The organism is Bradyrhizobium sp. NDS-1 (assembly GCF_032918005.1).
Classification (GTDB): Bacteria; Pseudomonadota; Alphaproteobacteria; order Rhizobiales; family Xanthobacteraceae; genus Bradyrhizobium; species Bradyrhizobium tunisiense.
Genome location: NZ_CP136628.1, coordinates 1,138,774 through 1,164,235, shown reverse-complemented (window position 1 = coordinate 1,164,235; position 25,462 = coordinate 1,138,774). Strand labels below are relative to the sequence as shown.

At 63.0% G+C, this 25,462-nt stretch carries 25 protein-coding genes; 11 read left to right on the top strand and 14 right to left on the bottom strand.

Annotated elements, in window-relative coordinates; all coding sequences use genetic code 11:
- Positions 1 to 58: 58 nt before the first annotated feature.
- The gene (locus RX330_RS05440) at positions 59 to 844 is read left to right on the top strand and encodes a protein phosphatase CheZ (protein WP_212080143.1); all 786 of its coding nucleotides are present in this window, start codon (positions 59 to 61) and stop codon (positions 842 to 844) included.
- A gap of 165 nt (positions 845 to 1,009) precedes the next feature.
- Here the strand turns inward: RX330_RS05440 and RX330_RS05435 are convergent, their stop codons facing one another.
- Positions 1,010 to 1,531, bottom strand: a complete 522-nt coding sequence (locus RX330_RS05435) for a hypothetical protein (RefSeq protein ID WP_212080142.1) — start codon at positions 1,529 to 1,531, stop codon at positions 1,010 to 1,012.
- A 316-nt stretch (positions 1,532 to 1,847) separates the two neighbouring features.
- On the opposite strand from RX330_RS05435, the gene groES reads away from it, so the two are divergent.
- From groES to RX330_RS05410, 5 genes are all read left to right on the top strand, one after another.
- On the top strand, positions 1,848 to 2,144 hold the full coding sequence (gene groES, locus RX330_RS05430) for a co-chaperone GroES (RefSeq protein WP_212080141.1): 297 nt from the start codon (positions 1,848 to 1,850) through the stop codon (positions 2,142 to 2,144).
- Positions 2,145 to 2,260: 116 nt separating this feature from the next.
- Positions 2,261 to 3,892 (top strand): chaperonin GroEL, encoded by a 1,632-nt coding sequence (gene groL / locus RX330_RS05425; RefSeq protein WP_317242311.1) that lies wholly within the window; start codon positions 2,261 to 2,263, stop codon positions 3,890 to 3,892.
- Positions 3,893 to 4,010: 118 nt separating this feature from the next.
- Positions 4,011 to 4,379 (top strand): hypothetical protein, encoded by a 369-nt coding sequence (locus RX330_RS05420; protein ID WP_317242310.1) that lies wholly within the window; start codon positions 4,011 to 4,013, stop codon positions 4,377 to 4,379.
- Between the two features lie 10 nt (positions 4,380 to 4,389).
- Positions 4,390 to 5,493 carry a hypothetical protein gene (locus tag RX330_RS05415; RefSeq protein WP_317242309.1) on the top strand — a complete coding sequence of 368 codons (1,104 nt, stop codon included), beginning with the start codon at positions 4,390 to 4,392 and terminating at the stop codon, positions 5,491 to 5,493.
- A 160-nt stretch (positions 5,494 to 5,653) separates the two neighbouring features.
- Positions 5,654 to 6,865 (top strand): hypothetical protein, encoded by a 1,212-nt coding sequence (locus RX330_RS05410; RefSeq protein ID WP_317242308.1) that lies wholly within the window; start codon positions 5,654 to 5,656, stop codon positions 6,863 to 6,865.
- Between the two features lie 60 nt (positions 6,866 to 6,925).
- On the opposite strand, the gene RX330_RS05405 is transcribed toward RX330_RS05410, so the two are convergent.
- Together RX330_RS05405 and RX330_RS05400 are read right to left on the bottom strand one after the other, a co-directional pair.
- Positions 6,926 to 7,324: an META domain-containing protein gene (locus RX330_RS05405; protein ID WP_212080136.1), complete on the bottom strand. Its 399-nt coding sequence runs from the start codon at positions 7,322 to 7,324 to the stop codon at positions 6,926 to 6,928.
- 143 nt (positions 7,325 to 7,467) lie between these two features.
- Entirely contained in the window at positions 7,468 to 9,132 is a 1,665-nt protein-coding gene (locus RX330_RS05400) for an L-lactate permease (RefSeq protein WP_317242307.1), read from the bottom strand.
- Between the two features lie 311 nt (positions 9,133 to 9,443).
- Between RX330_RS05400 and RX330_RS05395 the strand changes: the two genes are divergently transcribed.
- On the top strand, positions 9,444 to 11,171 hold the full coding sequence (locus tag RX330_RS05395; protein ID WP_317242306.1) for an ABC transporter ATP-binding protein/permease: 1,728 nt from the start codon (positions 9,444 to 9,446) through the stop codon (positions 11,169 to 11,171).
- A gap of 100 nt (positions 11,172 to 11,271) precedes the next feature.
- Here RX330_RS05395 and RX330_RS05390 read toward each other — a convergent pair whose 3' ends face one another.
- The 5 genes from RX330_RS05390 to RX330_RS05370 all read right to left on the bottom strand — a co-directional run bounded on the left by RX330_RS05390 (position 11,272) and on the right by RX330_RS05370 (position 17,237).
- Positions 11,272 to 12,285 carry a TorF family putative porin gene (locus RX330_RS05390; RefSeq protein WP_317242305.1) on the bottom strand — a complete coding sequence of 338 codons (1,014 nt, stop codon included), beginning with the start codon at positions 12,283 to 12,285 and terminating at the stop codon, positions 11,272 to 11,274.
- 390 nt (positions 12,286 to 12,675) lie between these two features.
- Entirely contained in the window at positions 12,676 to 13,050 is a 375-nt protein-coding gene (locus tag RX330_RS05385; protein ID WP_317242304.1) for a histone, read from the bottom strand.
- 85 nt (positions 13,051 to 13,135) lie between these two features.
- Positions 13,136 to 14,458 (bottom strand): glycolate oxidase subunit GlcF, encoded by a 1,323-nt coding sequence (glcF, locus tag RX330_RS05380; RefSeq protein WP_317242303.1) that lies wholly within the window; start codon positions 14,456 to 14,458, stop codon positions 13,136 to 13,138.
- A complete protein-coding gene (locus RX330_RS05375) occupies positions 14,455 to 15,693 on the bottom strand; it encodes an FAD-binding protein (RefSeq protein ID WP_212080129.1) in 1,239 nt (412 codons plus the stop codon). Before RX330_RS05375 ends, glcF begins: the two co-directional genes overlap by 4 nt.
- Positions 15,694 to 15,743: 50 nt before the next feature.
- Complete coding sequence (locus RX330_RS05370) at positions 15,744 to 17,237, bottom strand: FAD-linked oxidase C-terminal domain-containing protein (RefSeq protein WP_317242302.1); 1,494 nt, start codon at positions 17,235 to 17,237, stop codon at positions 15,744 to 15,746.
- A 229-nt stretch (positions 17,238 to 17,466) separates the two neighbouring features.
- Between RX330_RS05370 and cycA the strand changes: the two genes are divergently transcribed.
- Complete coding sequence (cycA, locus tag RX330_RS05365; RefSeq protein ID WP_212080124.1) at positions 17,467 to 17,862, top strand: cytochrome c-550 CycA; 396 nt, start codon at positions 17,467 to 17,469, stop codon at positions 17,860 to 17,862.
- Between the two features lie 968 nt (positions 17,863 to 18,830).
- Here cycA and RX330_RS05360 read toward each other — a convergent pair.
- On the bottom strand, positions 18,831 to 19,787 hold the full coding sequence (locus tag RX330_RS05360; RefSeq protein WP_317242301.1) for an alpha/beta fold hydrolase: 957 nt from the start codon (positions 19,785 to 19,787) through the stop codon (positions 18,831 to 18,833).
- Positions 19,788 to 20,119: 332 nt separating this feature from the next.
- On the opposite strand from RX330_RS05360, the gene RX330_RS05355 reads away from it, so the two are divergent.
- Positions 20,120 to 20,302 carry a hypothetical protein gene (locus RX330_RS05355; protein WP_212080120.1) on the top strand — a complete coding sequence of 61 codons (183 nt, stop codon included), beginning with the start codon at positions 20,120 to 20,122 and terminating at the stop codon, positions 20,300 to 20,302.
- A gap of 7 nt (positions 20,303 to 20,309) precedes the next feature.
- Here the strand turns inward: RX330_RS05355 and RX330_RS05350 are convergent, their stop codons facing one another.
- The 3 genes from RX330_RS05350 to ykgO all read right to left on the bottom strand — a co-directional run bounded on the left by RX330_RS05350 (position 20,310) and on the right by ykgO (position 21,558).
- Positions 20,310 to 20,570 carry a hypothetical protein gene (locus tag RX330_RS05350; protein WP_212080118.1) on the bottom strand — a complete coding sequence of 87 codons (261 nt, stop codon included), beginning with the start codon at positions 20,568 to 20,570 and terminating at the stop codon, positions 20,310 to 20,312.
- Between the two features lie 126 nt (positions 20,571 to 20,696).
- Positions 20,697 to 21,329, bottom strand: a complete 633-nt coding sequence (locus RX330_RS05345; protein WP_212080116.1) for a tetratricopeptide repeat protein — start codon at positions 21,327 to 21,329, stop codon at positions 20,697 to 20,699.
- A 103-nt stretch (positions 21,330 to 21,432) separates the two neighbouring features.
- A complete protein-coding gene (gene ykgO / locus RX330_RS05340) occupies positions 21,433 to 21,558 on the bottom strand; it encodes a type B 50S ribosomal protein L36 (protein WP_006611362.1) in 126 nt (41 codons plus the stop codon).
- A gap of 310 nt (positions 21,559 to 21,868) precedes the next feature.
- Between ykgO and RX330_RS05335 the strand changes: the two genes are divergently transcribed.
- Positions 21,869 to 22,753: an amidohydrolase family protein gene (locus tag RX330_RS05335; protein ID WP_212080114.1), complete on the top strand. Its 885-nt coding sequence runs from the start codon at positions 21,869 to 21,871 to the stop codon at positions 22,751 to 22,753.
- A 69-nt stretch (positions 22,754 to 22,822) separates the two neighbouring features.
- Here RX330_RS05335 and RX330_RS05330 read toward each other — a convergent pair whose 3' ends face one another.
- Complete coding sequence (locus RX330_RS05330; RefSeq protein WP_317242300.1) at positions 22,823 to 23,557, bottom strand: SDR family NAD(P)-dependent oxidoreductase; 735 nt, start codon at positions 23,555 to 23,557, stop codon at positions 22,823 to 22,825.
- Between the two features lie 84 nt (positions 23,558 to 23,641).
- On the opposite strand from RX330_RS05330, the gene RX330_RS05325 reads away from it, so the two are divergent.
- Positions 23,642 to 24,076: a winged helix-turn-helix transcriptional regulator gene (locus RX330_RS05325; RefSeq protein ID WP_375847584.1), complete on the top strand. Its 435-nt coding sequence runs from the start codon at positions 23,642 to 23,644 to the stop codon at positions 24,074 to 24,076.
- A 47-nt stretch (positions 24,077 to 24,123) separates the two neighbouring features.
- Here the strand turns inward: RX330_RS05325 and RX330_RS05320 are convergent, their stop codons facing one another.
- Positions 24,124 to 25,401, bottom strand: coding sequence for a serine hydrolase domain-containing protein (locus RX330_RS05320; RefSeq protein WP_317242299.1), 1,278 nt, complete (start codon positions 25,399 to 25,401; stop codon positions 24,124 to 24,126).
- Positions 25,402 to 25,462 lie beyond the last annotated feature (61 nt).

The following is a 25,462-nucleotide window of genomic DNA, read 5'->3' as shown; positions in this document are numbered from 1 at the left end:
TCGTGTTAAATCGCTTCTGACTACAAAGTCGCGTGAGTGAGGTGGGGGGAGTTTCCTGATGGCTGTTCACCGCAAACGTTTTCGCGTCGAGGATATCGCTGGTGGCGAGATGCCGATTTTGGACGTAACCGAAGAGGCAATGCCGATGCATAGCGAGATCATGGCCGAGCTACGTGCGATCCGCGCACAGATGGCGAAGGGCAGCGCGCCGCTATCGGGCAGCGCGGCCATGGCGGCAATCGACGCCTCCACCGCCCACGAGCTCTCCGAGGCTCGCACCATGCTCGAAACCTATCGGGCCCAGATCGAGCAGTGCGAGAAGCTGAAGGTCGAGCTCGACCTCATCCATGACGCGATCGACCGCACCAAGCGCGAGATCGCCACGCTGCACGGCAAGAGCTTTGACGGCGGCGAGATGGCCAAGGTCAACGGCGAACTCGGCGCGGTCGTCGGCGGCACCGAGCACGCGACCCAGCAGATCCTCGAAGCCGCGGAATCGATCGACCAGGCCGCCAGCGCAATGTCCAAGGTGGACTCGGTCGACCAGCAGAAGCGGCTCGCCGACGACATCCAGGAACGCGTGATCTCGATCTTCGAGGCCTGCAACTTCCAGGACCTGACCGGCCAGCGCATCAGCAAGGTCATGACCACGATGAAGTTCATCGAGCAGCACATCAATGCGATGATGGAGATCTGGGGCGGCGTCGACGCGATCAAGTCCCACGTGCCTGCGCATGCGCATGTCGACAACCGCAGCGAGGACGAGAAGCTTCTCAACGGTCCGAAGCTCGCCGGCGACGTGGGCCATGCCTCGCAGGACGACATCGACGCGCTGTTCGACTGAGCGGACGCGACAGACGGAAAACAAAACGCCGGCCGAGAGGCCGGCGTTTTTTGTTTGCCGTCATTGCGAGGAGCGAAGCGACGAAGCAATCCAGGCTGCCTCCGCGGAAGCAGTCTGGATTGCTTCGCTACGCTCGCAATGACGAACGGTTAGGCCGGAACCTCGCTACGCCCTCGGCGCGCAGCGGACGTAGACCATGTTGCCGTAGCGGGTGGCGGCGTCCTTGTCGATGAAGCGGGTGATCAGGACCCGGCCGTCGAAGGAGATGATCTCGCGGTCCTGGTCGCCGGGGGTCGGGCCCGCCGGTCCGATGTAGTTCTTGCCGCTCGGTGACCCCTTCAGCCGCAGCTCCTGGGGCGTTGCCTGATCGGCCAGATGCATGATCACGCCGCCGGAGGAGCCGGCGGTGATCACATAGGGATTCTTGCACTGGGCCCGGGCGGCAGCCTCGGTGCGGGCGCGGTCGGCCGGGTTCTGGAACGAGGCCAGGCCCCAGCGGCCCACGATCTCGTCGGCGCGAATGGTCGCGGGCATTTCCGGGGCTACTCCCGGCTCGGCTTCGGGCGGCGGCGCGGACGACGTGAGAGATGGCAGGCTGAAGCCGCCGCCGCAAGCGCCCAGCAGCAGCGCCAGACAAGAGGCGGCCGCCAGATTGGCAACCGTGCGCGCGTGAGCCGAACTGATCATGGCATTCCCCCGAACAAAACCATGGCCGCACCCCTCCCGCAGCCAAGCGCAAAACCGCTGCCGGAGCAATGACGTCCTTTGACACGCCGGCGCCCCGAACACGTTTCCAATGCCACCATCCTATATCCGCCTCACCAATCGCTTAACCACCTTTGCTTGACAGGATCGCGGCCAAGCCATATTTCCGAGCCCACTATTAGCACTCGGAAAGCCCGATTGCTAAGCGCGCCGTTCGATTCTCGGGATAGGGGATGGACGGAAGCGCCGCCCCACCCACTTCCACTACTTCCGAAGCGAGCCTCCAAAGGGAAACGTCATGGCTAAATCCAAATTTCGTCCGCTGCATGACCGTGTCGTGGTCAAACGTATCGACGCCGAGGAAAAGACCAAGGGCGGCATCATCATTCCGGACACCGCCAAGGAAAAGCCGTCCCAGGGCGAGGTCGTCGCCGTCGGCCCCGGCGGCCGGGACGAAGCCGGCAAGCTGACCCCGATCGACCTCAAGGTCGGCGACCGCGTGCTGTTCGGCAAGTGGTCGGGCACCGAGGTCAAGATCGACAACGAAGACCTCCTGATCATGAAGGAGTCGGACATCATGGGCGTTCTGGCCTAAGGCCATCCGCCTGAACAGCCGCTGAATGTGATGCCCGGATCACGCGATCCGGGCATCCATCATTCCGCTGTACAGCACAAAACAAGACACAGCACGAAACACGAGGGATTGCAGACATGGCTGCCAAAGACGTCAAGTTTTCCGGAGACGCGCGCGAACGCATGCTGCGCGGCGTCGACATTCTCGCCAATGCCGTCAAGGTGACGCTCGGCCCGAAGGGCCGCAACGTCGTCATCGAGAAGTCGTTCGGCGCGCCCCGCATCACCAAGGACGGCGTCACCGTCGCCAAGGAGATCGAGCTCGAGGACAAGTTCGAGAACATGGGCGCCCAGATGGTGCGTGAGGTCGCCTCCAAGACCAACGACCTGGCCGGCGACGGCACCACCACCGCGACCGTGCTGGCCCAGGCCATCGTGCGCGAAGGCGCCAAGGCGGTTGCCGCCGGCATGAACCCGATGGACCTCAAGCGCGGCATCGACAGCGCGGTGGCGGCCGTCATCAAGGACATCGAGAAGCGCGCCAAGCCCGTCGCCGCCTCCTCCGAGGTCGCCCAGGTCGGCACCATCTCCGCCAACGGCGATGCCTTCATCGGCAAGATGATCGCCCAGGCGATGCAGAAGGTCGGCAACGAGGGTGTCATCACCGTCGAAGAGAACAAGTCGCTCGACACCGAAGTCGACATCGTCGAGGGCATGAAGTTCGACCGCGGCTATCTCAGCCCCTATTTCGTTACCAATCCCGAAAAGATGACCGCCGAGCTCGAGGACGCCTACATCCTCCTGCACGAGAAGAAGCTCTCGGGCCTGCAGGCCATGCTGCCGGTGCTGGAAGCGGTGGTGCAGTCGGGCAAGCCGCTCGTCATCATCGCGGAGGACGTCGAGGGCGAGGCGCTGGCCACCCTGGTCGTCAACCGGCTCCGTGGCGGCCTCAAGGTGGCCGCGGTGAAGGCGCCGGGCTTCGGCGATCGCCGCAAGGCCATGCTCGAGGACCTCGCGATCCTGACCGGCGGCCAGCTCATTTCCGAAGACCTCGGCATGAAGCTGGAGAACGTCACGGTGAAGATGCTGGGCCGCGCCGGCAAGGTCGTGATCGACAAGGAGAACACCACGATCGTCAAGGGTGCCGGCAAGAAGCCGGAGATCGAGGCCCGCGTCGGCCAGATCAAGGCCCAGATCGAGGAAACCACCTCGGACTACGACCGTGAGAAGCTCCAGGAGCGCCTCGCCAAGCTCGCGGGCGGCGTCGCGGTGATCCGCGTCGGCGGCGCGACCGAGATCGAGGTCAAGGAGAAGAAGGACCGCGTCGAGGACGCCCTCAACGCCACCCGCGCCGCGGTGCAGGAAGGCATCGTCCCCGGCGGCGGCGTCGCGCTGCTCCGCGCCAAGAAGGCCGTGGGCCGTCTCACCAACGCCAATGACGACGTCCAGGCCGGCATCAACATCGTGCTGAAGGCGCTTGAAGCCCCGATCCGCCAGATCGCGGAGAACGCCGGCGTGGAAGGCTCGATCGTCGTCGGCAAGATCCTGGAGAACAAGTCCGAGACCTTCGGCTTCGACGCCCAGAACGAGGACTATGTCGACATGGTCGCGAAGGGCATCATCGATCCCGCCAAGGTGGTGCGCACCGCGCTGCAGGACGCCTCCTCCGTGGCCGGCCTGCTGGTCACCACCGAGGCCATGGTCGCCGAGACCCCGAAGAAGGAAGCTCCGCCCGCCATGCCCGCCGGCGGCGGCATGGGCGGCTTCTGAGCCATACCGCTAGGCGATTGAGGAAGCTCGAAGGGGCGCGGCTGAGCCGCGCCCCTTTTCATGAGCAGTTGCTTTTTAGTTTCAGCAACTTATGATTGCGAACGGGAGGGGCGGGCGCATGCTAAACAACATAATCGCTTATTTTGATTTGCAATCCGAAAAACGTGCCCGGGGGCCAACGGGCTTTAGTGATGATGGCTCTGGCCATGCTCCAGTATTGCCACAGTATTTCGCGCTTACGCTCGGTGTTCTAGTCGATCCACTCCTCCGAAATTACATCGCATCAGGAGCATTTAACGTTTCATTTCAAACGCTCGGCGCACGATCAATATTTGCCTTACTGATCGCAATTGTCTTGCTTCCCGCCGTCTATAGAAACGCCTTTGACCCAAGCCGGCCAATCTCAGTACAGCTGTGCGCGCTATTCGTATCCGGCCTCGGCTGGCAGTCGGTATTTCAAGCGGCAGTAAAAACAGTAGCTCAGTAGCGGATTCTCAATGTCACTCGATTTTCTCCGGGCGCTGGCCTTTTCAGGCGAACTAACCTCGTTTTTTCGCGAAGACCCTCTTTCATTGATCGAGCGAGGTGCAAACGGGATTCAACTACGTTTCGACGATGACTTTATGAGAGCCGCGTTCGAGGGTGCCCGAGAATCCTCATATGAACCGATAACGAACTGGTACCAAGGCAGGCCGGTGAGCACACTCGTGTCACTGGCTATCCAAGAAATTTGGAACGGGGATCGCAAAGCGATCTTTGAACATCGACGATATTCACTGGGCCAGTGGTACGAACGAAACAACGGAGAAAAGCGGAAATCAATCAATATACTCGTCGATGTAGCCGATCCGAAACATCCACTCTTTTCCGAGGGCCCGACACAATACGAAGGTTATCGTATCAAGTACCGCGCCGCAGGGCCAATCCAACCGCACTACATGTGCGGAGATTCAATCAAGGTGGGCGCGACCAAGGGCTACGGTACAATATGTGGATTTTTTCGTGACACGGCTGGAGAGAGAACATACGCCCTAACGTGCGGCCACGTTGGACATAGAAAGGGCGTGTCCATTACTAGTCCTGAACGACGAAAAGCAATCAAACTAGGTAAGGTTGATTCCTTGATCGTTCCCACGGGAAGAGGGCCGTGCAATAGATATGCAGACCCCACCGCAAACGGTGTTGATGCGGCATTGATCAAAATTGATCCGCACGTTTCAATTGAAGCAGGATCACCCAGGACAGTACATCCGGTTGCTGCAATTAGTCAGGGAGATCTGGTCGAGATCAGAGGAAGGGGCGGCCCCAAGCAAGCTCAAGTGATTTCAGCAACAATCTGGAAGCAGATTGATCTATTTAAGACCGGCACAATGTATTGTTGCGGCGATATTTTTGAGCTTGGGTTCCGCGAGCCAGTCTATTTTCAAACCTCACTGAGTCGCCCCGGCGATTCTGGAGCGGCGGTTCTTCGCCCAGGACTACCAGACGAGTGGTTCGGAATGCTAATAGGTGGTTACGGCCCTACGTCTTATGCAAGCTATGCCGCACATATCGTGGATTGGGCGACGGCCGAATATCCCAATCTCCTATCGATACCTTAATGGCACAAGGAGGCGGCTCGAAATCCAGGCGGGTAGCTTTGTGCGAAGGCCGCCTCTGGGCGGCCTTCTTTTTGCCCATCCTGCTCTTTCGCTTTCCGATTCAACCGACGGCGAAAACCCACTACGGTGGCGCGCCGATTCTTGATCAGGGATTTCCGCGATGCGCGCGCTTCTGGTTTGTCCGACAGTCGTTTTGGCGGCGCTGCTTGCGGTGGCGCCCCAACCCGCATCCGCCCAGATGAAGCTGTCGCCCAAGGCTGCGGCGCCCGGTGGCGTGGAGACGCGCTATTTCACCTCGATCGACGGGCTGATGGACGGCAATGCCGACGTGATCCTCAAGGAAACGCGCCAGGGCAAGACGGTCACGGCGGCGGTGCTGGACGTCTGCTATCCCGTCGCGAAGAACTCCGACCGCAAGGACCGCTTCGTCGTCAATCTCCAGGTCGCGGGCCAGACGCTGACCGGCACCACGCAGAGCACCGGCGAGAAGGCTCCGGTCAGCGTCAAGCTGCTGCGAAAGCAGAGCGGGGACAGCGTCGAGTTCCGCGGCCAGATCAGCATCGGCCAGGTGGTGACCGAGGTGACCTCGCCCGATAATTCCGACCTCAGCGAAAAGGAATTTCAGGACAACCAGACCTCCGACGACGGCATCACGCCGCAGCCGAAGGATTTCACCGACGTCTCGCCGGAGGCGATCGCGGTCAAGGTCAAGCTCGATGCGGCGACCGACTTCCTGAAGAGCCTGAAGGGCCAGGAGATCGAGGTCACGCTGGCGAGCCTCAGTGTCGGCTGCGACGCGCTGCGCGCAGGCGAGCAGACCATCAACATGTCGGTCGATCCCGAGCGCGCCAGCGCGCTGCTGGCGAAATTCAAGGCGATGCCGGGCGTCACCGCCGCGGGCTGGACCGCCGGCATGACCGAGATGGACCGCACCATCCGCTTTCCCGCGGCCGACTGGCGCGAGGGCGACAAGATCAACCGCAACAAGCTCGCAGCCGCGGTCTCGAACGTCTTGAGCCGAACGCTCGCGGCAAAGCCGGTCTCGCAGAACTTCAATCCCGCCACGGGCAAGCTGAAGCTGGTCTTCAAGCGGCCGAACCAGGATTTTCCGGCGCTCGAGCTGACCGACACGATCGAGGTCGCGGGGCTCGTCTCGCCCGACAAGCCGGGCACGACCGACAAGCTCATGCTCTGGATCGGCAGCCCCGCGACGACCACCGCCGACGAGAGCAGCGGCGCCAAGCTCAATCTCTCCGACGACGCCTCGATCGACGAGGAAGGCGAGCAGCCCGACGACAACGGTTCGTTCGAAGCGCTCACCAGGGAGCTCAGGGGGCAGCGCTGGGATGCCGACAAGTCGGTGTGGAAGTGACCCGCTGATCAATCGTGCCCCGGACGCAGCGCGATGCGCCTTGTCCGGGACACGAGAGGTCTAATTCCCCGTCGTGCGAAAGCGCAGCGACTTCGGGCCGATCAGCGTCAGCACGTCGCCCTGGCGCTTCCAGGTCTCGACACTGGAGAGCGCAGCGACGAGCTCGTCGTCGGCCTGCGCCCTTGCCGGCGGGCAGGAACGGTCCTGGATCTGACCGGGGACGAAGATCACGGTGTTGCCGGCGACCGAGAACTGGCCCTTGCCGCCCTTGCACCAGAGCTCCAGCACGACTTCGCCATGGTCGCCGATCTCGATGTTCGGAATCCGCTTCGAGCCTGCTTGCGGCAGCGCTTCCAGCGTCATCTCCGTGCCGAAGGGGAACCCCTCCTGCGCTCCCGCGAGCGTGGACATCGCGAGCACTGCAACTGCCGCACACACCAATCGCTTGAGCAAAACCATGAGACCTCTCGTCCGACCTGATTTGCCGCACCTTCTATAAGACGGCGGCGTCCTTGAGAAGTTCTCCCGCTGCAGCCGTAGATGCAAAAATCCCCGCGGAGGCGAGCCTCGCGGGGATTTGCGTCGAAGCCTGGCGCGACCTGCTACTTCAGCACCATCGCCGTGAACGGCCATACATAGGCCTGCAACGTCACGAACAGGCCGACGAGACAGGCCAGCACGATCGAGTGCCAGAACACGAAGCGAAGAATCGTGCCTTCATGGCCGTACCAGTTGGTGGCCGTGGAAGCGACCACGATCGACTGCGCATCGATCATCTTGCCCATGACGCCGCCGGACGAGTTCGCCGCGGCCATCAGGATCGGCGACAGGCCGAGCTGCTCGGCGGTGATCTTCTGCAGGTTGCCGAACAGGATATTGGACGACGTATCCGATCCCGTCAGCGCCACGCCGAGCCAGCCCAGCAGCGTGCCGAAGAAGGGATAGAGCACGCCGGTGGCCGCGAAGGCGAGGCCAAGCGTCGCGTCGACGCCGGACAGCCGCGTCAGCGTGCCGATCGCGAGCATCGCCGAGATCGTGATCAGCGAGATCGCGCACAGCCGGATGGTGCGGCCATACTCGATCGCGAGCTTGCCGGGACCGACGCCCATCAGGAAGCCGGAGATGATCGCCGCGATCAGCATGCCCGTGCCGGTGAAGGACAGGTAAGTGAAAGCGAACACCGCGCTCTCCTTGGTCGGCCCTGGCGCGACCGGCGGCATCTTGTTGATCATCTGATGCAGCTCGGGAATCGGATAGTTCCAGACGAAGATCGAATTCGCCCACCCTTTGAAGGCGCCGTTGCCCCAGATCAGCATCACGATGCAGACGATGATCCACGGCAGCAGCGCGCTGAACAGCTCGCTCTGCGTCAGCGGCGTCTTGTCGAGCGGCTTTGCCGCCGTCATGGTGGCGGCCGATTCATCGTTGCCGCGCAACGCAGGCGACAGCCAGAGCTGCCTGGGCTGCCAGACCTTCAGGAACAGGATCAGCGCCCCCATCGAGATCAGCGACGCACCGATGTCGACGATCCAGGGATTGATGAAGTTGGAGATCACGAATTGCGGGATCGCGAACGACAGGCCCGTGACGAGGATCGCCGGCCAGACATCCTTCATGCCCTTCCAGCCCGCGAATGCCCATACCACCCAGAACGGCACGATCAGTGAGAAGAGCGGCAATTGCCGGCCGACCATGGCGCCGAGAATGTAGGGATCGAGCCCCGTGACCGAGGATAGTCCCTGGATCGGAGTGCCCAGCGCGCCATAGGCAACCGGTGCGGTGTTGGCGATCAGCGACAGGCCGGATGCCGCGAGCGGCGAGAAGCCGAGGCCGATCAGCACGGCGCCGGTGATCGCGACCGGCGTGCCGAAGCCGGAAGCACCCTCGAAGAACGCGCCGAACGAGAACGCGATGAGCAGCAATTGCAGCCGCCGGTCCTCGGTGACGCCGCCGACCGCCCGCTTGAGCAATTCAAAGCGGCCGGTTCTCACCGTTACCTGGTAGAGGAAAATGACGTTGAGCACGATCCAGCCGATGGGGAAGAAGCCGGTCACGATGCCAAGCACCGAAGCGCGGATCGACATGTTCGCCGGCATGGTGAAGACGAAGATGGTGATCAGGTTGGTCACGATCACGGCGATGACCGCGGCGATATGGGCCTGGACGCGTCCGCTCGCGATCAGGATCAGCAGCGTGACGACCGGCACCGCCGCCGCAATCGTCGACAACACCGGGCTGTGCAACGGATCATAGATTTGATTCCACATAGTCTTCTCCCCACGCATGTTATGGCGGTCGGCCCGCGTGGACGGCCGAACCTGCTTGATGCTCGAAGCGATAACCCCAGGATGGATATGAATTCCTCGCGAATGCAGCGGTTCCCGTCCACTCACAAGCTCGCGAAATCGCGGAGCAGCCCACCCCGCGCCGCGGAGCCCCGTGCTAGGGTTGCAAGCTGCGGCAAGGCAACGCAAATTGCAGAAACTTGCGACTTTAGTCTGAGCGCGCCCATTTCCGCCATGGCCTCAAGTCCTTGGCTCCGGGTGGTTGTGCACATCCCCCTAGGAGACCCTGCTCTGTGAAGAACATCAGCGCCACGCTCGCGATCGTCTGGCGAATCGCCGCTCCCTATTTCTGGTCGGAGGACAAATGGGCCGGCCGCGGCTTGCTCGCCGTCGTCGTCGCCATGGAGCTGGTGCTGGTCGCGATCAATGTGCTCCTCAATCAGTGGCAGAACCGCTTCTACAGCGCGCTGCAGGCTTACGATCTGCCCGAGTTCGTCAAGGAGGTCTGGATCTTTCTTGGCCTCGCCTTCACCTTCGTCGCGCTGGCCGTCTACAAGCTCTACCTGAACCAATGGCTCCAGATCCGCTGGCGGCAATGGCTGACGCAACACTATCTCGGCGAATGGCTCGACGGCGCCACGCATTACCGCATGCAGCTCAAGGGCGACGCCGCCGACAATCCGGACCAGCGTATCACCGAGGACGTCAAGACCTTCGTCGAACAGACGCTGAGCATCGGCCTCGGCCTTCTGTCCTCGATCGTGACGCTGGCCTCGTTCATCGTCATCCTCTGGGGCCTGTCCTACAAGGCGCCCTTGTACATTTACGGCACCGACATCATCGTCCCCGGTTTTCTGGTCTGGTGCGCGGTGGCCTACGCGATCGCGGGCACCGCCCTGACGCACTGGATCGGCGCCCCGCTCGTCAACCTGAATTTCGAGCAGCAGCGCTTCGAGGCGGATTTCCGCTTCAACCTCATCCGCGTGCGCGAGAATTCCGAGCAGATCGCGCTATTGAAGGGCGAGAGCGCGGAGCGAGGGCGGCTGCTGCGGCGCTTCGGCTTCGTCATCGGCAATTGGTACGAGATCATGAGCCGGACCAAGCGCCTGACCGCGTTCACGGCAAGCTACGGTCAGGCCGCAACGCTCTTTCCCTATGTGGTGGTCGCGCCTGCCTACTTCGCCAAGCGCATCCAGCTCGGCGACATGATGCAGACCGGCTCGGCGTTCGGAAGCGTTCAGGATGCGCTGTCCTTCTTCGTCACCGCCTATCGTTCGCTCGCCGAGTGGCGCGCGGTGATCGCCCGCCTCGACGGCTTCGAGATGTCGGTCAGCTCAGCCGCCCGCGGCGCGACCCAGGAGCCGACCATCGAGGTCGCGCCCTCGAAGGGCACGGCCATCGCGCTCGAGCGGCTCCTCGTCAAGCTACCGAACGGGACCCCTCTGGTCGCAGCCGCCGGCTTCACGATCCAGCCGTCGGAGCGGGTGCTGGTCACCGGCGCGTCGGGCTCCGGCAAGTCCACACTATTCCGCGCCATCGCCGGGGTCTGGCCGTTCGGCACCGGCACGATCACCGTTCCCGAGAAGTCCAGGCTGATGATGCTGCCGCAGCGGCCGTATTTCCCGATCGGCCCGCTGGGCGACGCCGTGATCTACCCTGCCGAGCACGGCACCTTCCCGCCCGAGCAGATCCGCGACGCCCTGGTCGCGGTCGGCATGAAGCGGCTGGCAGACCGGCTCGACGAGGACGGTCACTGGAACAGGACATTGTCGCTCGGCGAACAGCAACGCCTTGGTCTTGCCCGCGCGCTGCTGCACGTGCCCGACTATCTCTTCCTGGACGAGGCGACGGCTTCGCTGGACGAGCCGTCCGAGGATCGGCTCTATCGGCTGCTGACGGAGAAGCTGCCACAGGCCACCATCGTCTCGATCGGCCACCGCTCGACGCTGGACGCTTTCCATACCCGCAAGGTGGCGTTGGTGGAGGACGGCGAGATCCACGTCCTCGGCAAAGCCTCGTAGCCCTTCGCATTTCGGCCTCGCGTCGCGCCAGGCACCAGCCCCAAAGCAAAAAGGGCGGCAGATTGCTCTGCCGCCCTCGTAGATGGTTTCCGGAAGAAACTTACTTCAGGTTGGTCATCGCCGTCAGGTCGAACGACAGCTTGGCAATACCGGCAGCGCCGCACCAGCTGGAGCCGACGCCCGAGGGATTGATGGGCGTCAGGAACGTGCCGGTCGAAGCGGTGAGGTTGCCGCGCGCCGAATAATCGCTGGTGAAGGCGTTGCAGTCGCCCTTCGACAGATCGGTGTCCGAGTAGCGCAGGTCCAGCGTCATCACCTTGTAGGTGAAGCCGATGCCGACGTTCCAGGTGTTGTAATCGGCGTAGTTGATGCCGTTCGGGAAAGCCGCCGTACCATAGAAGCTGTCGGAGGTGCCGAGCCACTGACGGCCGAACTCACCCGACACGTACATGCCGACGCCGCTCGAGCCGAACACCGTGCTGGGCGCGGTATACTTGCCGACGATCGAGGTGTAGTTGCCCCAGGCGCCCGAGTTCAGGAAGCTCGGGGTGTAGTATTCGGTGACACCGAACGACCAGTTGTCGTTCACCGTGTAGGTGAACTTGCCGTAGACTTCGAAGAAGCTCAGGTCCCGCTTGATGACGTTGGTGTTCAACAGGGCCTTCTCGGCGCACTCGGCGCCCTGGAAGTTGCCGGCGAAGTCGATGGCAGGCGCACCGTAGTAGCAGGTCCCACCCGGATACAGGTAACCCCAGACGCCGATGTCGAAGGCGAACGCGCCGAAGGTCGGGCGGATACCGCCGTAGACGTCGATTTCGGCAGCGGCGCGGTTCGGGAAGGAGATGCTCTCGCCGGCCACGCCGATATAGAGCTGGAGGTCCTTGGTGACGTTGTAGCGCGGCTCGAAATAGGCGGCGACCGACGGCTTGTTGTTCGACTGAGTGATACCACGGAAGACGTAGTTGCTCATGATCGCGCCGCCGAAGGCGATATCCCAGGGATCGAACGCCGGCGGCGGCGGGGCCTTCAGCGCTTTGACCCGCATGTCTGCCGCGAAAGCCGAACCCGTCGCCACCATTGCCAGCGCCGTTGCCAACAAAGCCACTTTTTTCATTTCGATCCCCATCGCCAAATTCTTACTAGTCGGATCCCGGAAGCCCCCCGGGGCGAACGACCTGTGTGCAAAATTGCGTTACTGCGACAATCTGGATTGGAGGCCACGATCCGTGAAGCAAAAAGCGCGGGCATCTGCCGACTTTTTAGGCGTTTTGACGTTTCCACGAAAGGTTATCAGCCTGTGTGTCTTCTCGATCACATTATTTGCATTCCAAACTGCACGAAGGGACCGTGCAAGTACGGGCAAGGCGGGTCACGTGGCAGCCGGGCTACGAATCGGACAGGCGCGGGAAAGAGGCGGCTTCCGGCGGGTACTTGGCCGATGCAAAAAGGCCGCAGCGTCACCGCAGCGGCCTTCCTGTTGTCGATCGCGGTCGCTGGATAGGACCTAGTTTTGCCCCTCGGCCGGCGCCGCTTCCGCAGAAGACGAAGGCATCGCCCAACTCGTCTCGGCCGCCGGCTCGGGAGCCGGACTTGCCGCCGGCGCTGACGGCTTCGGCGCGGGAGCTGCCTTCGCCTTCCTCGGTGCCGCCTTCTTCGCGGCCTTCTTCGGCGCAGCCTTCTTGGCCTTGGCCTTCACGGCCTTCTTGGCGGCCTTCTTCGGGGCTGCCTTTTTCGTTGCTTTCTTGGCCGACGTCCTGGCCGATTTTTTCGCGGACTTCTTCGCGGACTTCTTGGCTGCCTTCTTGGCGGATTTCTTCGCCGCTACAGCCTTCTTCGCCTTTTTGGCCTTCTTGCTTTTCTTCTTTTTCGCTTTCGCCATCGTGGTCCTCCTGTTGCCGCCAAACAATGGTCGATCGGGCGATTTCAGCCGTCACCTCCGGACGAAAGCCAAAGCCTTTGAAAGCTCAAACTTGCGCGTTCAATGCCGGCCGCGACCCGCCCGTAGCCCAATCGAGAAGCTCAATCGTGTGTACGACCGGAACTGACGTGCCACTGGCAATCTGCACCATGCAGCCGATATTGCCCGCGGCAATCATGTCCGGCTTGACGCTCGCGATGTTGGCGACCTTGCGATCGCGCAACCGGCCCGCAAGCTCGGGCTGGAGAATGTTGTAGGTCCCCGCCGAACCGCAACACAAATGGCTCTCCGGCACATCTTTCACCACGAATCCATTCTTGGAAAGCAATTCTTTCGGAAGGCTCGTGATTTTCTGCCCATGCTGCAACGAACATGCTGAGTGATAGGCAACGACGATGTTGTCCTGCCGCGCGGTCGGTTCGAGTCCGAGTCCGGCGATGTATTCGGTGATGTCCTTGGCGAGCGCAGACACCTTCGCCGCGTCGGCCGCGAACGCAGCATCCTCGCGCAGGAGATAGCCATAGTCCTTGATCACCGTGCCGCAACCGGACGCGGTCACGAGGATGGCGTCGAGCCCCTCGCCGGCCGCTTCGCTCCGCCACGCCGCGATATTGGCCCGGGCCCGCGCCAATGCATCCTGGTCGTTGCCAAGGTGATGGGTCAGCGCGCCGCAGCACTGCTCGTCCCGGACCAGGACAACCTCGATGCCGTGGCGGGTGAGAAGACTGATGGCAGCCTGGTTGATGCGCGGCGCCAGCACTTGCTGGGCGCAGCCTTGCAGCAGCGCAACGCGGCCGCGCTTCTTGCCGAGCGCCGCGAACACGCTGCCGCCGGCAGGGCCCGGCGCCGGCAGCCGGTCTGGAGCCAGCGCCAGCATCGCCTTGAGGCGCGCGATCAGGCCGGGCGTGGCCGAGGGACGAGGCGTCGGCAGGAACACGGCAAGCGGACGGGCGAGCCGGGCCAGCACCATACTCGCGCGAAAACGCTGGGGATCCGGCAGCACGAAAGCCAGCACCTGGCGCAGCAGCCGCTCGGTGAGCGGCCGCTGATAGCGCTGCTCGATCCTGACCCGGGCCTGGTCGACGAGATGCATGTAGTTCACCCCGGAGGGGCAGGTCGTCATGCAGGCCAGGCACGACAGGCAGCGGTCGACATGCTTGACCACCTCGGCCGTCGGCGCCTGGTCCTTCTCCAGCATCTCCTTGATCAGATAGATGCGGCCGCGCGGGCTATCGAGCTCGTCGCCGAGCAGCACATAGGTCGGACAGGTGGCGGTGCAGAAGCCGCAATGAACGCAGGCGCGCAGGATCTTGTCGGCTTCCGCGATATCGGGGTCGGCGAGTTGCGCCAGTGAGAATTCGGTCTTCATGCCCCAACGCTCCGCCGCAAGCGTCCCCGGTTGAGAATGGTCTTTGGATCGAAACTGGCGCGCACCCGCTCGCTCAGCGCAGCAAGCCCCGGTGCTTGCGGATGGAAGATGTCGACTTCCCGCCTGACATCCTCGGCCGCCCGGATCAGCGTGGCGTGCCCTCCGACAGCGTTCGCATGCGCGCGTACGGCCGGAGCATGCGCGTCCGGCTTCGGCGGCAGCGCCGCCCAGATCAGACCGCCGCCCCAATCGTAGATCACATCGCCCCCCGTCTCGCGCGCCAATTGCGCGCCGAGGATGGCGCCCGAGGCCGGCGGGCAGACGATGCGCCAGACCGGCCAGGCGCCGAGCGTGCCGCCGGCCGCGAACGGCAGCACGTCGCGGATCGCCGCCCACAGTGCCGCGGATGCCATGTCCTCGACCAGCGTCGCGGTGCCGAACGGCGCCAGCAATTCGCGCAGCGATCCGGCGCGGTGGGCGGCGGAAGCCGTGATGCCCTCGAGCCGCAGCATGGTCAGCGCCTCGCCCTCCCCTCCGAGATCGCCAAGCCCCTCGGTCTTGGCCCGGAGCATCGATTTCGGCAGATGCGCGGCACCCGAGACGTCGAAGGGCGAGCCGAGCGCCGCGGTCATGGCCTTGTTGGCGACGGCATCATCCAACCCGCGCAGCAGCAGCGTCCGCTCGGCCTCGGGCTTGGGCATCACCTTCAGCGTGACCTCGGTCATGACGGACAGCGTGCCCCAGGACCCTGCGAGCAGCTTGCAGAGGTCGTAGCCGGTGACGTTCTTCACCACCTTGCCGCCGGTCTTGAAGCTGTCGCCGAAACCGGAGACGGCATGCGCCCCGAGCAGGTGATCGCGCGCCCCGCCCGCCTTGATGCGCCGCGGGCCGGCGAGCCCCGCCGCGATCATGCCGCCGATGGTGCCTGATACGGGCGTGCCGAGCAGCGGGGCGGTGTTGACGGGTTCGAAGGCGAATTGCTGGTTCTTGGCGTCGATCAGCGACAGCACGTCGTCTAGCGGCGCACCTGCCTGGAGCGTGACGATCAGTTCGTTCGGTTCGTAGGAGGTAACCGCATTGAGCGCGGAGACGTCGAGCACGGCATTGGTCGCCATCGCATGGCCGATGCCGCGCTTGGAACCATGACCGATGATCTCGATCGGCTGCTCATTGGCAATCGCCGCGCGCACCACCTCTTCGACGTCTTTGGCGTCTCTGACCTTGAGCGTATCCACGACTGAGCCGGTATCCAAGTTTAGAGCGGAAAGCAAATCTGGCGTTGACGCTAGAACCGCGGCAAATCCGGAAACGCCAGCTTGCCCGCATGCACATGCATGCGGCCGAGCTCGGCGCAGCGATGCAGGGTCGGGAACACCTTTCCGGGATTGAGTAGGCCCTGCGCGTCGAAGGCGCATTTGAGGCGTTGCTGCTGGTTGAGATCGATCTCGCTGAACATATCAGGCATGAGGTCGCGCTTCTCGATGCCGACGCCGTGCTCGCCGGTGAGCACGCCGCCGAACTCGACGCAGGCGCGCAGGATGTCGGCGCCGAAGGCTTCGGCGCGCTCGATCTCGCCCGGCTTGTTTGCATCGTAGAGGATCAGCGGGTGCAGATTGCCGTCGCCGGCATGGAACACGTTGGCGCAGCCAAGCTGGTATTTTTCGCCGAGCTCGCGGATGCGCGCGAGCGCCTTCGGCAGCGCGCCGCGGGGAATCGTGCCGTCCATGCAGAGATAGTCGGGCGAGATGCGGCCCACCGCCGGGAACGCAGCCTTGCGGCCGGCCCAGAACAGGTTGCGCTCGGCCTCGGACGTCGAGATCTGGCAGGTGGTCGAGCCACAGGCATTGGCGATGCTCTCGACTCGCGTGATCAGCTCGTCGACCTCGATCTTGGGACCGTCGAGCTCGATGATGAGCAGCGCCTCCACATCGAGCGGATAGCCGGCGTGGACGAAGGCCTCCGCGGCGTGGATCGCGGGCTTGTCCATCATCTCCATGCCGCCGGGAATGATGCCGGCACCGATGATCCGCGCCACGCATTCGCCGGCGGCCTCGACTTGCGCAAATCCGACCATCAGCGCGCGCGCCGTCTCCGGCTTCTGCAGGATGCGGACCGTGACCTCGGTGATGACGCCGAGCAGACCTTCTGAACCGGTGATGACGCCCATGAGGTCATAGCCTGCGTTCTCGGCGGACTTGCCGCCGATGCGCAGGATTTCGCCGCTCATCAGCACGATCTCGCAGCCGAGCACGTTATTGGTGGTCATGCCGTATTTGAGGCAATGCACGCCGCCGGAATTCTCCGCGACATTGCCGCCGATCGAGCAGGCGATCTGGGAGGACGGATCGGGCGCATAGTAGAAACCGGCATGGGCGACCGCCTGGCTGATCGCCAGATTGGTGACGCCGGGCTCGGTGACGACGACGCGGTTGTCGAAATCGATCTCACGGATGCGCTTAAACTTGCCGAGGCCGAGGAGCACGCCGTCTTCGAGCGGCAGCGCCCCGCCTGACAGCGAGGTGCCGGAGCCGCGCGGCACCACCTTGATGTTCTGCCCCGCACAATATTTCAGGATCAGCGAGACCTGCTCGGTGGTATCAGGCAGCACCACGACCATCGGCGGCTGCCGATAGGCGGTCAGGCCGTCGGATTCGTAGGCCCGCATCTCGGCAGGCGTATCGATCACGCCCTCGCCGGGCACGATTGCGCGCAAGGCGGCGACGATTTCGCTGCGACGCGCCAAAACGGCCTGGTCGCTTGCTGGCATCATGATGGCCATTTTGAGAAGCCTTCGTCCGACGGATGGAATTGTCTCGGCAAATCAATCATGTCTTGCCGTCTTTGGGTAGGTCCTCCGAAGGTCGCATTGCTTTGTTGCAGCGCAAGTTCTCTCTGGGACAAGTCGGCTATCATGAAACCTGTCAAAGTTTCGCGGCTTGTCCACTTACATCGGACCTGCCAAAACCACGACCCTCCATCTGACCCGGGAAGAGACGAAGAGCACACTTATGACAAAACTGACTTACGGCGCGCTGACGATCCTCACCCTCATCGCCACCGCACCCGCCGCGATGGCGCAGGATGTCGCGGCCGGCAAGACATCGTTCAACAAATGCCTGGCCTGCCACGCGATCGGCGAAGGCGCCAAGAACAAGGTCGGTCCCGAGCTCAACGGTCTCAACGGCCGCAAGTCGGGCACCACCGAGGGCTACAATTATTCGGATGCGAACAAGAATTCCGGCATCACCTGGGACGAGGCCGTGTTCAAGGAATACATCAAGGACCCCAAGGCCAAGATCCCCGGCACCAAGATGGCGTTCGCCGGCATCAAGAACGAGACCGAGATCAACAATCTCTGGGCCTTCATTGCCCAATACGACAAGGACGGGAAGGTCAAGCAGTAAGCCTGCACAAGGTAGCCGCGGCAGCTTCGGTTCTGATCGGATCAGGATCGAAGCTGCAGCATTTTTTGTGACGCATAGTCTCACTCTCTCCACGTCATTGCGAGGAGCTCTTGCGACGAAGCAATCCAGAACCTCTCCGCGGAGGCTTCTGGATTGCTTCGCTGCGCTCGCAATGACGGAGTATGACGCAAGGGCATGGCTCTTCCCGCTACATCTCGCTTGCAGACACGCCTTATCGTTCTCGCGGCTGAATTCACCCGAGCTTTGCGTCATCTCTCACCCTCTAATCCAAGAGGGCGCAGGGAAGGCCGGGTGCCGACAACGCACCCGCGGTCCGCTGCGCGAAATGCACACGCAGGAAGAACCGCACAGCAGCATACAGGTGGTGCCGATCACTCGGCCTTCCCTGGGCGGTGGTCGGACGGCTTATGCCGTGCTCTCCCGGGAGCCGAACTTTCCTTTGGCCTCCCTCGTCCTCGCGGAATTCACCGGTACCCGCGCCGGTTGACGCAGATGCCGCCTCCGCAAGAGCTTGACCGTAGCAACGACGGCCAGGACCACACGGTTTTGCCGTACGCACGGCCCGCCATTTCGCCCGCAGTTTTCCCGGCCCTGTCGACGAAGCCGAAAACTTGCAGTCGAGACGAACCTAGCAGCGCCGTTCGTCCGCGCGCGGCCACGGGCTCACCGGGGACTACCCTCCCTGCCCGCACCTCTCGCGCCCGACGCTGCCGCGTCCACCGCAGACCCGGCTCGCGAAAGTAACGACACATGATCGCCCCTCTTGAGTGAGCCGGGATGGGCGACACATACGCCGAAACCGAATTTCGGTAAAGTGGAATATTTTTGCGCGAATGGATTGACAGCGGGCGACACAGCCAAGGTGTCCATGTGTTTTGCCGTCGCCGAGAGATCGTGGGCACGGCGCAAATGCGCCTTTGCCCACCCCAAGAGAGCTCGAAGACGCTCTAATCGGCGGCCGCCTGTGCCGAGGCGATTTTTCCGATCATCGTCTCGATCTCCGCTTTGACGCGATCCGGCACCGCGTTCTGCACCATGTGGCCGAGATCGGGCAGCACGATCAGCTTCGCATTCGGCACCATGGCCGCGAACGGGCGGGCGTGGATGTTGGTCCTAACCGTCTTGTCGGGCTCGCCGGCGATGACCGTGACCGGGGCTTTGATCTCGCCGTAGCGCGGAGCTTGCGCGGCGACCGCTTCCTTCAGCGTCACCAGATCATAGGCATTGGCGATGAATTCGCGCGGACGCAACAGCAGCGGTGTTGCGGAATCCTTCACGAAACCGTCCGGCATCGTCTGCGGCAGGAACACGTTGCGCGCGCCGGCCTCAGTGACGAAATAGCCGAGCGGCAGCGTGACGGTGTAGGCGAGCAGCGGGCCGATCACCGGCGTTGCAATGATCTCGTTGTAACGGCCGACGCCGCCGCGCCAGGGATGGGTGACGGGCGCAAGCATGACGAGGCCCGCGACGCGGCCGGGATGATCGAGCGCAATCCGCGCACCGAGCGCGCCGCTCCAGGAATGCACGACGAAGATCGCACGCTCGATCCCCAGCTTGTGAAGCGCATCGTCGATCATCCGCGCCTGGACCTGCGGGGTGGAATCCTGGCGCCGCGCGCGCGTGCTCCAGCCGTGGCCGGGACGGTCGACCAGGATGACGCGATGGTCTTTGGCGAGGAGATCGCCGAGCGGGCGCCGCATCGCTTCGAGATTGGAGCTTGCGCCGTGCAGCATCACGATCGGCAGGCCTGCATCGCGCGGACCGATATCGACGACGTGAAGCGTCGCCCCGTCGACCTCGACCATCCCGCCTTGCGGCGGAAAGGCCCGCTGCACCGCGACGATTCCGGCCTGCGTGACCAGCGCCAGCAGAACCAGCGCCGCCACGACTGACATTACGATCATGGAGAGAATCCGGGAGAGCCTGGGCACAGGGGAGTTACGGGTCCGATCGGCGGCAGTTTCGATCCACCGGCTTTCCATATGTCCACCAAAAGCGCCGGGGCTGTGGATATGTGCAAAATTGAGGAACGTAAAAACTCAATGGAATCAACAGTATTCTCAGTCGACACGCAAGCCTCGGAACAGCTTCATGCAGCCGTCATCGCTGCTTCCATATAATCGCCATGGTCGGTTCCGCCATCTAGGCGCGGGTGGGCGCCGATCCTCCTCGCAGGCCCCAGGGGATGTGGGAAAGACCGGCAGAATTTGTCCTGGTTTGAACCGGAGGATTTTCGATGAGCATCAGATCGAACGACAGCGCGATCGACGAGATCGTCGCAAGCTGCAACGGCGACCTGCGCGGCGCCGTGCGGGCACTGCTCCTGATCAACGAGCACCTCGAGACGGAGCTTGCAAAGGCTTACGCCGCCGCCGCCGATCGCGGCCTGGTCGAGCGCGGCGGCAGCGTCCTGCATTAAGCGCAGCCTAGTTCGAGCCGTCCTCGGCCTTTTCCTCGTCGGGCGTGGGCGCGGGACAGGCGCGGATCGTCGAACGGGCAAGCTTGGCATCGGCCCTGGACTTGTAGGGACCGTCGCCGAACCAGATGTCGCCGATGATGACCGGATTGCTGGTCACGATATTGCATTTTCCGGTGGCGCGGTTGCCGACCACCCAGAACAGTCCGTCGGCGAAGCTCGACGCCCCCGACGCCAGCAGCAAGCACCCTGCAAAGATCAAACGCTTCATGGCTTTGGCTCCTGCCATTGCAGGTAGGCCTGCGGCGGCATCGGCAATAGTCCGCAAGACGCCGCGCCTTCGAACGTGGTTAACCCGCGCCGGCCGCAATCATTCAGGCAATGATCAACTTATCCGCTAGATGTCGCGACCTTCGACCTTCTCGGTCAACGCCTTGACCTGGTCGGGGATCTTTTCGAGGTGCGGGTTGACCGCGAGTGCCTTGCGATAGGCCTCGAGCGCGCGCTTCTCGTCGCCGACCTCCTGCATGATCATGCCGAGGCCTGCGAGCGCGCCGAAATGGCGCGGCTCCCGGACCAGCACTTGCTGGATATCGGCGAGCGAACGGCCATAGTCGTTCTGCATGTAATAGAGCGTGGCGCGCCGGTTCCAGGCCTCGATGTAGTCGGGCCTGAGCTTGATGACCGAATCCAGCAGCTTGATCGCGACCTCGATCTTCTTGGCGTCGACCGCGGTCTTGGCGCGCGCCATCAGCAGCGCCGCAGTGTCGCTCGGGGTCTGGATCCAGATTGCCCAGATCCGCGCTTCGACATGCTTGGCGCTGGCCTCGTCGGGTGCCGCCTTCAGCGCGCCGAACAGAAACTCGAGATTCTTGCTGCGATCGACCTTGGGCAGCTTGGCCGGTGCCTCGGGAAGCTTCTTCTGCTTGCCGGGCGGCTCGACCTGCTGCGCCAGAGCTGGAGCGAGGCCGACACTTCCCAGCACAAGTGCCAGACACAGGGTGCGCGGATGCGGGAATCTCAAAGCCATGGCCGAAGTCTAAACGCGCAAAGCCGCCCTTGCAAAGCAGGGCGGCGTCAAACTCGTGTGAGATCGTGGTCTTGCGGGCGCGCGGGCGTCCGGCAGGGCGAGATCAGCCCTGACGTGCCTTGAAACGGCGCTGCACCTTGTTGATCACATAGACCCGGCCCTTGCGGCGGACCAGGCGGTTGGCGCGATGGCGACCGCGCAGCGATTTCAGCGAGTTACGGACCTTCATGGCAGAATCCTGAACGTTCGAAAGGCCGTGTTCGACACTACCGTTTCGGCACGCGCGAATGTGGCAAAATGAGATTTTTCCCGCTGGCGGACCGACCGCCCGGGACGGGGCGGTTCTTAAGGCATGGCGGCAGGTGCTGTCAATGTTAACTGCCGCCTCCCGAACCGGCAAATTCGCGAAAACAACCCCATGCACAGTCGAACGGGCCGGATCGGCCTGATTTATCCCGGGGGTTCCAAGGCGTTCAAGGACACCTTGCCAAATTCGTTATATCATATAATCAATTCGGCAACCCGTCGGGAGGACACCCATGCCGAAGCTGAAGCTGCCTGATATCGACAAAGTCGTCGCCATCGACATCCACACTCATGCCGAAGAGCCTTGCGGCTGCCATGCCGACGACGGCTATGACGACTTCCAGGCGCAGATGGCGGAGTACTTCAAGTCGCCGAACAAGCATCCGCCGACCGTGCCGGAGACCGCGGCCTATTACCGCTCCAAGAACATCGCCGCCGTGATCTTCCCGGTCGATGCCGAGCGCGAGACCGGCTTCCGCCGCTACAACAATTACGAGATGCTGGAGGTCGCCTCCGAGCATCTCGACGTCCTCATCCCCTTCGTCTCGATCGACCCGCACAAGGGCAAGCTCGGCGTCCGCGAAGCGCGCAAGCTGATCGAGGAATACGGCGTGCGCGGCTTCAAATTCCATCCGACCATGCAGGGCTTCTACGCCAACGACCGCATGGCCTATCCGCTCTACGAAGAGATCAACAATGGCGGCGCGATCGCGCTGTTTCACACCGGCCAGACCGGCGTCGGCTCGGGCATGCCGGGCGGCATGGGGATGCGGCTGAAATATTCCAACCCGATGTACATGGACGACGTCGCGGCCGATTTCCCCGACCTCAAGATCATCCTCGCCCACCCTTCCTTCCCCTGGCAGGAGGAGGCGCTGTCGGTCGCGACCCACAAGCCCAACGTCTATATCGACCTGTCGGGCTGGTCGCCGAAGTACTTCCCGCCGATCCTGGTGCGCTACATCAACTCGATTCTGCAGGACAAGATGCTGTTCGGCTCGGACTGGCCGGTGATCACGCCGGACCGCTGGCTGTCGGATTTCGCCAAGATCGACATCCGCGACGAGATCCGGCCGAAGGTGCTCAAGGCCAACGCGAGGAAGATTCTGGGGATTTAAACGCATCCCCTCATCGCGTCGCGCATCGAGGGCTTCGATCGAATGACCGAAGCCCTCAACGCTCAAGACTCAGACCTGCGCCAGGCCTCCATCGGCGAACACTTCGCCGCCGGTCATGAAGCTGCTGTCCGAGGACGCCAGGAACGCGGCCACCGCACCCGTCTCCGAGGGATCGCCGACACGCCCGATGGGCGTGGTGCTTCCGAGCGCATCAAATGCCTCCTCGCCGACGATCTCCAGCGCCAGCTCCGTCTTGATCGGCCCCGGAGACAGCACGTTGACGCGGATGCCGGTGCCGCGCAGATCCAGCGCCCAGCTTCGTGCCAGATTGCGGATCGCGGCCTTGGTCGCGCTGTAGATGCTGAACTGCGGCGTGCCCATCACGCCCGTGCTCGAACCGGTCAGGATGATCGACGAGCCTTCTCTCATCAGCGGCAGCGCCTTCTGCACCGAAAACACCAGCCCCTTCACGTTGACGTCGAAGATGTGATCGTAGTGCTCGACCGTGATCTCCCCGAGCGGCGCAAACAGCCCCGTTCCGGCATTGGCGAACAGAATGTCGAGCCCTCCCCGTTCGGCCTTCACCGCCGCGTACAGCCGGTCGAGATCGGAGAGGTCTGTGACCGATCCCCTGACCGCGCGCGCCGAGGACCCGAGTTGCGCCACCGCGGCGTCGAGCGGCTCCTGGCGCCGCCCGAAGAGATAGACGAACGCGCCTTCCTCAATGAACCGTTTCGCTGCTCCCAATCCGATGCCGGTTCCGCCGCCGGTCACCACTGCCGTCTTGCCTTGTAGTCTGCTCATGATGTGCTCCTTCACTGAGGTTGCACTGAGCTGGCGGCGTACCCACCTATCGACAAGTATGCACCTTTTGGTAAGTGCCCAAAAATGTCAGATCCAGCCTTTCCGCCCACGCAGTCTCCACCGGATGTCCAGCGTTGCACGCCGACCTTGCCCGGCTTCACATGCGGCCTCGATGCGACCTTGCGGGTCATCGCCGGCAAGTGGAAGCCGCTGATCCTGTACTTCCTCGCCCAGGACGGCCCGACCCGCTACGGCGAGCTGCGGCGCGCCGTGCGCGACGTCAGCGACAAGATGCTGATCCAGCAACTCAAGGAATTGGAAGCCGACGGTCTCGTGAAGCGGACCGACTACAAGGAGGTGCCGCCGCGGGTGGACTATAGCCTCACCCCGTTGGGCCATAGCCTCGCCCAGGCTCTCGTGCCGCTCTGCACGTGGGGCACGGAGCACATGGCGGAGGTCAGCCAAGTCTTCGCCGAGCGGGCGACGTGGACGCGGCGAGGACGTCAGCCGACTATCTAGCTTGCGCGGTGGGCCACAAGCCGAAATGCCGACTTGCCACCCGCGCCCTACCGAACCTGCGCTCGCAGCGCGATCCAAAGAGCAAACAGCTCAGCGGGCGCGGGTCGGTCACCGCTGAGCGCGGTCTGCACGAGAACAAGCTTCAGGTCCGGATCGACAAAGACAAATTGTCCGCGGAAACCCTGGAGCGAGAAGCGCCTGGTGTCTGCGGAAAACCAGACTTGATAACCGTACTTCGCCAGGGGGGAGTCCGTGGGAAGCGCATCAGCAGCCGATGCCGTGAGCCAGTCTGCAGGCACGATCTGCTTGCCATTCCAGTTGCCGTGATTGGCCAGCATCAGGCCGAGGCGCGCCCAATCGCGCAGCACCGCGTTGACATAGGCAAACGTGATTTCCTGCCCGGTCGCATCGACGATCCACGTCGCATCGGCTTCCGCCCCCATTGGCTGCCAGAGTTTTTCGGCGGCATAGTCGGACACGGTGCGCTTGGTGGCGGCCGCGAGCACAAGGCCCAGCACCAGCGATTCAGCGGACGAATAAGAAAAACGCACGCCGGGCGGGGAGAGACGCGTATTGAACTGCTTCACCGCGAAGAGGCTGCCGGGAGAGCCCGGCTCAACCGTCATACGGGCCAGCTTGTTGATATCGCTGGATCTGCTGCCGTAATCCTCCGAGAACGCGACACCTGAAGACATCAGCAGCAGAGCCTTGATCGGCGTCCGGCCGTATTCGGTGTCCTTCAGGTCAAGGACATAGCTTTCCGCGAGATCGTCGACGGACCGGATGGCGCCCTCCTTGACCGCGATCCCGATGAGCAGCGAAAGCACGGTCTTCGCCATCGAGAACGACGCCAGGCGATCCCGATCGGTGCGTCCGTACTGGTAACGCTCGACCAGAATCGTATTGTCTTTCGCAATCAACAGGCCGGTGACCGGTTGCCGATCGAGGTAGTCATCGAGCGTCAGCTTGAGTCCGGCGAAGGCATAGTGAATGACGGGTTCGTGCGCTGCGCGAGCCAGCGGGATTGACTGTTTCGGAGCACTGATGGTGCGTGCGGGAAACAGCGTGTCATAGCGGCTCAGCGCGCCTACCCGGCAGCGCTTTTGGTCGACATAGTCGATACCCTTGCAAGCCGGGTATCCGTCCTGCTGGCCAAATTCGTCTGCAGTCGGTCCATCCGCACGAAAGCGGGGACCGGCGGCTTGTGTTGCCGGCTCTGCTTGGGCGAAGGCGCGCTGCGAATTCAGCGTAAGCACCTCCAGAAGGAGGGGAAATGCCACCGCACTGGCGACGCGAAGTAGCTGTTTGAAGCTTCGTCCGATCATTGAGAGAGACCCAAAGCAACTGAAGCTGGGGGAGATGCTAATTGACCCTCATGCGTTAGCC

Coding starts and splice junctions, on each gene's coding strand:
- RX330_RS05335 (WP_212080114.1), top strand. CDS start 21,869: ATGCCGAAGCTGAAGCTGCCTGATATCGACAAAGTCGTCGCCATCGAC.
- ykgO (WP_006611362.1), bottom strand. CDS start 21,558: ATGAAGGTCCGTAACTCGCTGAAATCGCTGCGCGGTCGCCATCGCGCC.
- RX330_RS05370 (WP_317242302.1), bottom strand. CDS start 17,237: ATGGCCATCATGATGCCAGCAAGCGACCAGGCCGTTTTGGCGCGTCGC.
- RX330_RS05390 (WP_317242305.1), bottom strand. CDS start 12,285: ATGAAAAAAGTGGCTTTGTTGGCAACGGCGCTGGCAATGGTGGCGACG.
- RX330_RS05360 (WP_317242301.1), bottom strand. CDS start 19,787: ATGATCGTAATGTCAGTCGTGGCGGCGCTGGTTCTGCTGGCGCTGGTC.
- RX330_RS05320 (WP_317242299.1), bottom strand. CDS start 25,401: ATGATCGGACGAAGCTTCAAACAGCTACTTCGCGTCGCCAGTGCGGTG.
- RX330_RS05400 (WP_317242307.1), bottom strand. CDS start 9,132: ATGTGGAATCAAATCTATGATCCGTTGCACAGCCCGGTGTTGTCGACG.
- groES (WP_212080141.1), top strand. CDS start 1,848: ATGGCTAAATCCAAATTTCGTCCGCTGCATGACCGTGTCGTGGTCAAA.
- RX330_RS05355 (WP_212080120.1), top strand. CDS start 20,120: ATGAGCATCAGATCGAACGACAGCGCGATCGACGAGATCGTCGCAAGC.
- RX330_RS05435 (WP_212080142.1), bottom strand. CDS start 1,531: ATGATCAGTTCGGCTCACGCGCGCACGGTTGCCAATCTGGCGGCCGCC.
- RX330_RS05440 (WP_212080143.1), top strand. CDS start 59: ATGGCTGTTCACCGCAAACGTTTTCGCGTCGAGGATATCGCTGGTGGC.
- RX330_RS05325 (WP_375847584.1), top strand. CDS start 23,642: ATGTCAGATCCAGCCTTTCCGCCCACGCAGTCTCCACCGGATGTCCAG.
- RX330_RS05330 (WP_317242300.1), bottom strand. CDS start 23,557: ATGAGCAGACTACAAGGCAAGACGGCAGTGGTGACCGGCGGCGGAACC.
- RX330_RS05405 (WP_212080136.1), bottom strand. CDS start 7,324: ATGGTTTTGCTCAAGCGATTGGTGTGTGCGGCAGTTGCAGTGCTCGCG.
- glcF (WP_317242303.1), bottom strand. CDS start 14,458: ATGAAGACCGAATTCTCACTGGCGCAACTCGCCGACCCCGATATCGCG.
- RX330_RS05420 (WP_317242310.1), top strand. CDS start 4,011: ATGCTAAACAACATAATCGCTTATTTTGATTTGCAATCCGAAAAACGT.
- RX330_RS05415 (WP_317242309.1), top strand. CDS start 4,390: ATGTCACTCGATTTTCTCCGGGCGCTGGCCTTTTCAGGCGAACTAACC.
- RX330_RS05345 (WP_212080116.1), bottom strand. CDS start 21,329: ATGGCTTTGAGATTCCCGCATCCGCGCACCCTGTGTCTGGCACTTGTG.
- cycA (WP_212080124.1), top strand. CDS start 17,467: ATGACAAAACTGACTTACGGCGCGCTGACGATCCTCACCCTCATCGCC.
- RX330_RS05385 (WP_317242304.1), bottom strand. CDS start 13,050: ATGGCGAAAGCGAAAAAGAAGAAAAGCAAGAAGGCCAAAAAGGCGAAG.
- RX330_RS05350 (WP_212080118.1), bottom strand. CDS start 20,570: ATGAAGCGTTTGATCTTTGCAGGGTGCTTGCTGCTGGCGTCGGGGGCG.
- RX330_RS05410 (WP_317242308.1), top strand. CDS start 5,654: ATGCGCGCGCTTCTGGTTTGTCCGACAGTCGTTTTGGCGGCGCTGCTT.
- groL (WP_317242311.1), top strand. CDS start 2,261: ATGGCTGCCAAAGACGTCAAGTTTTCCGGAGACGCGCGCGAACGCATG.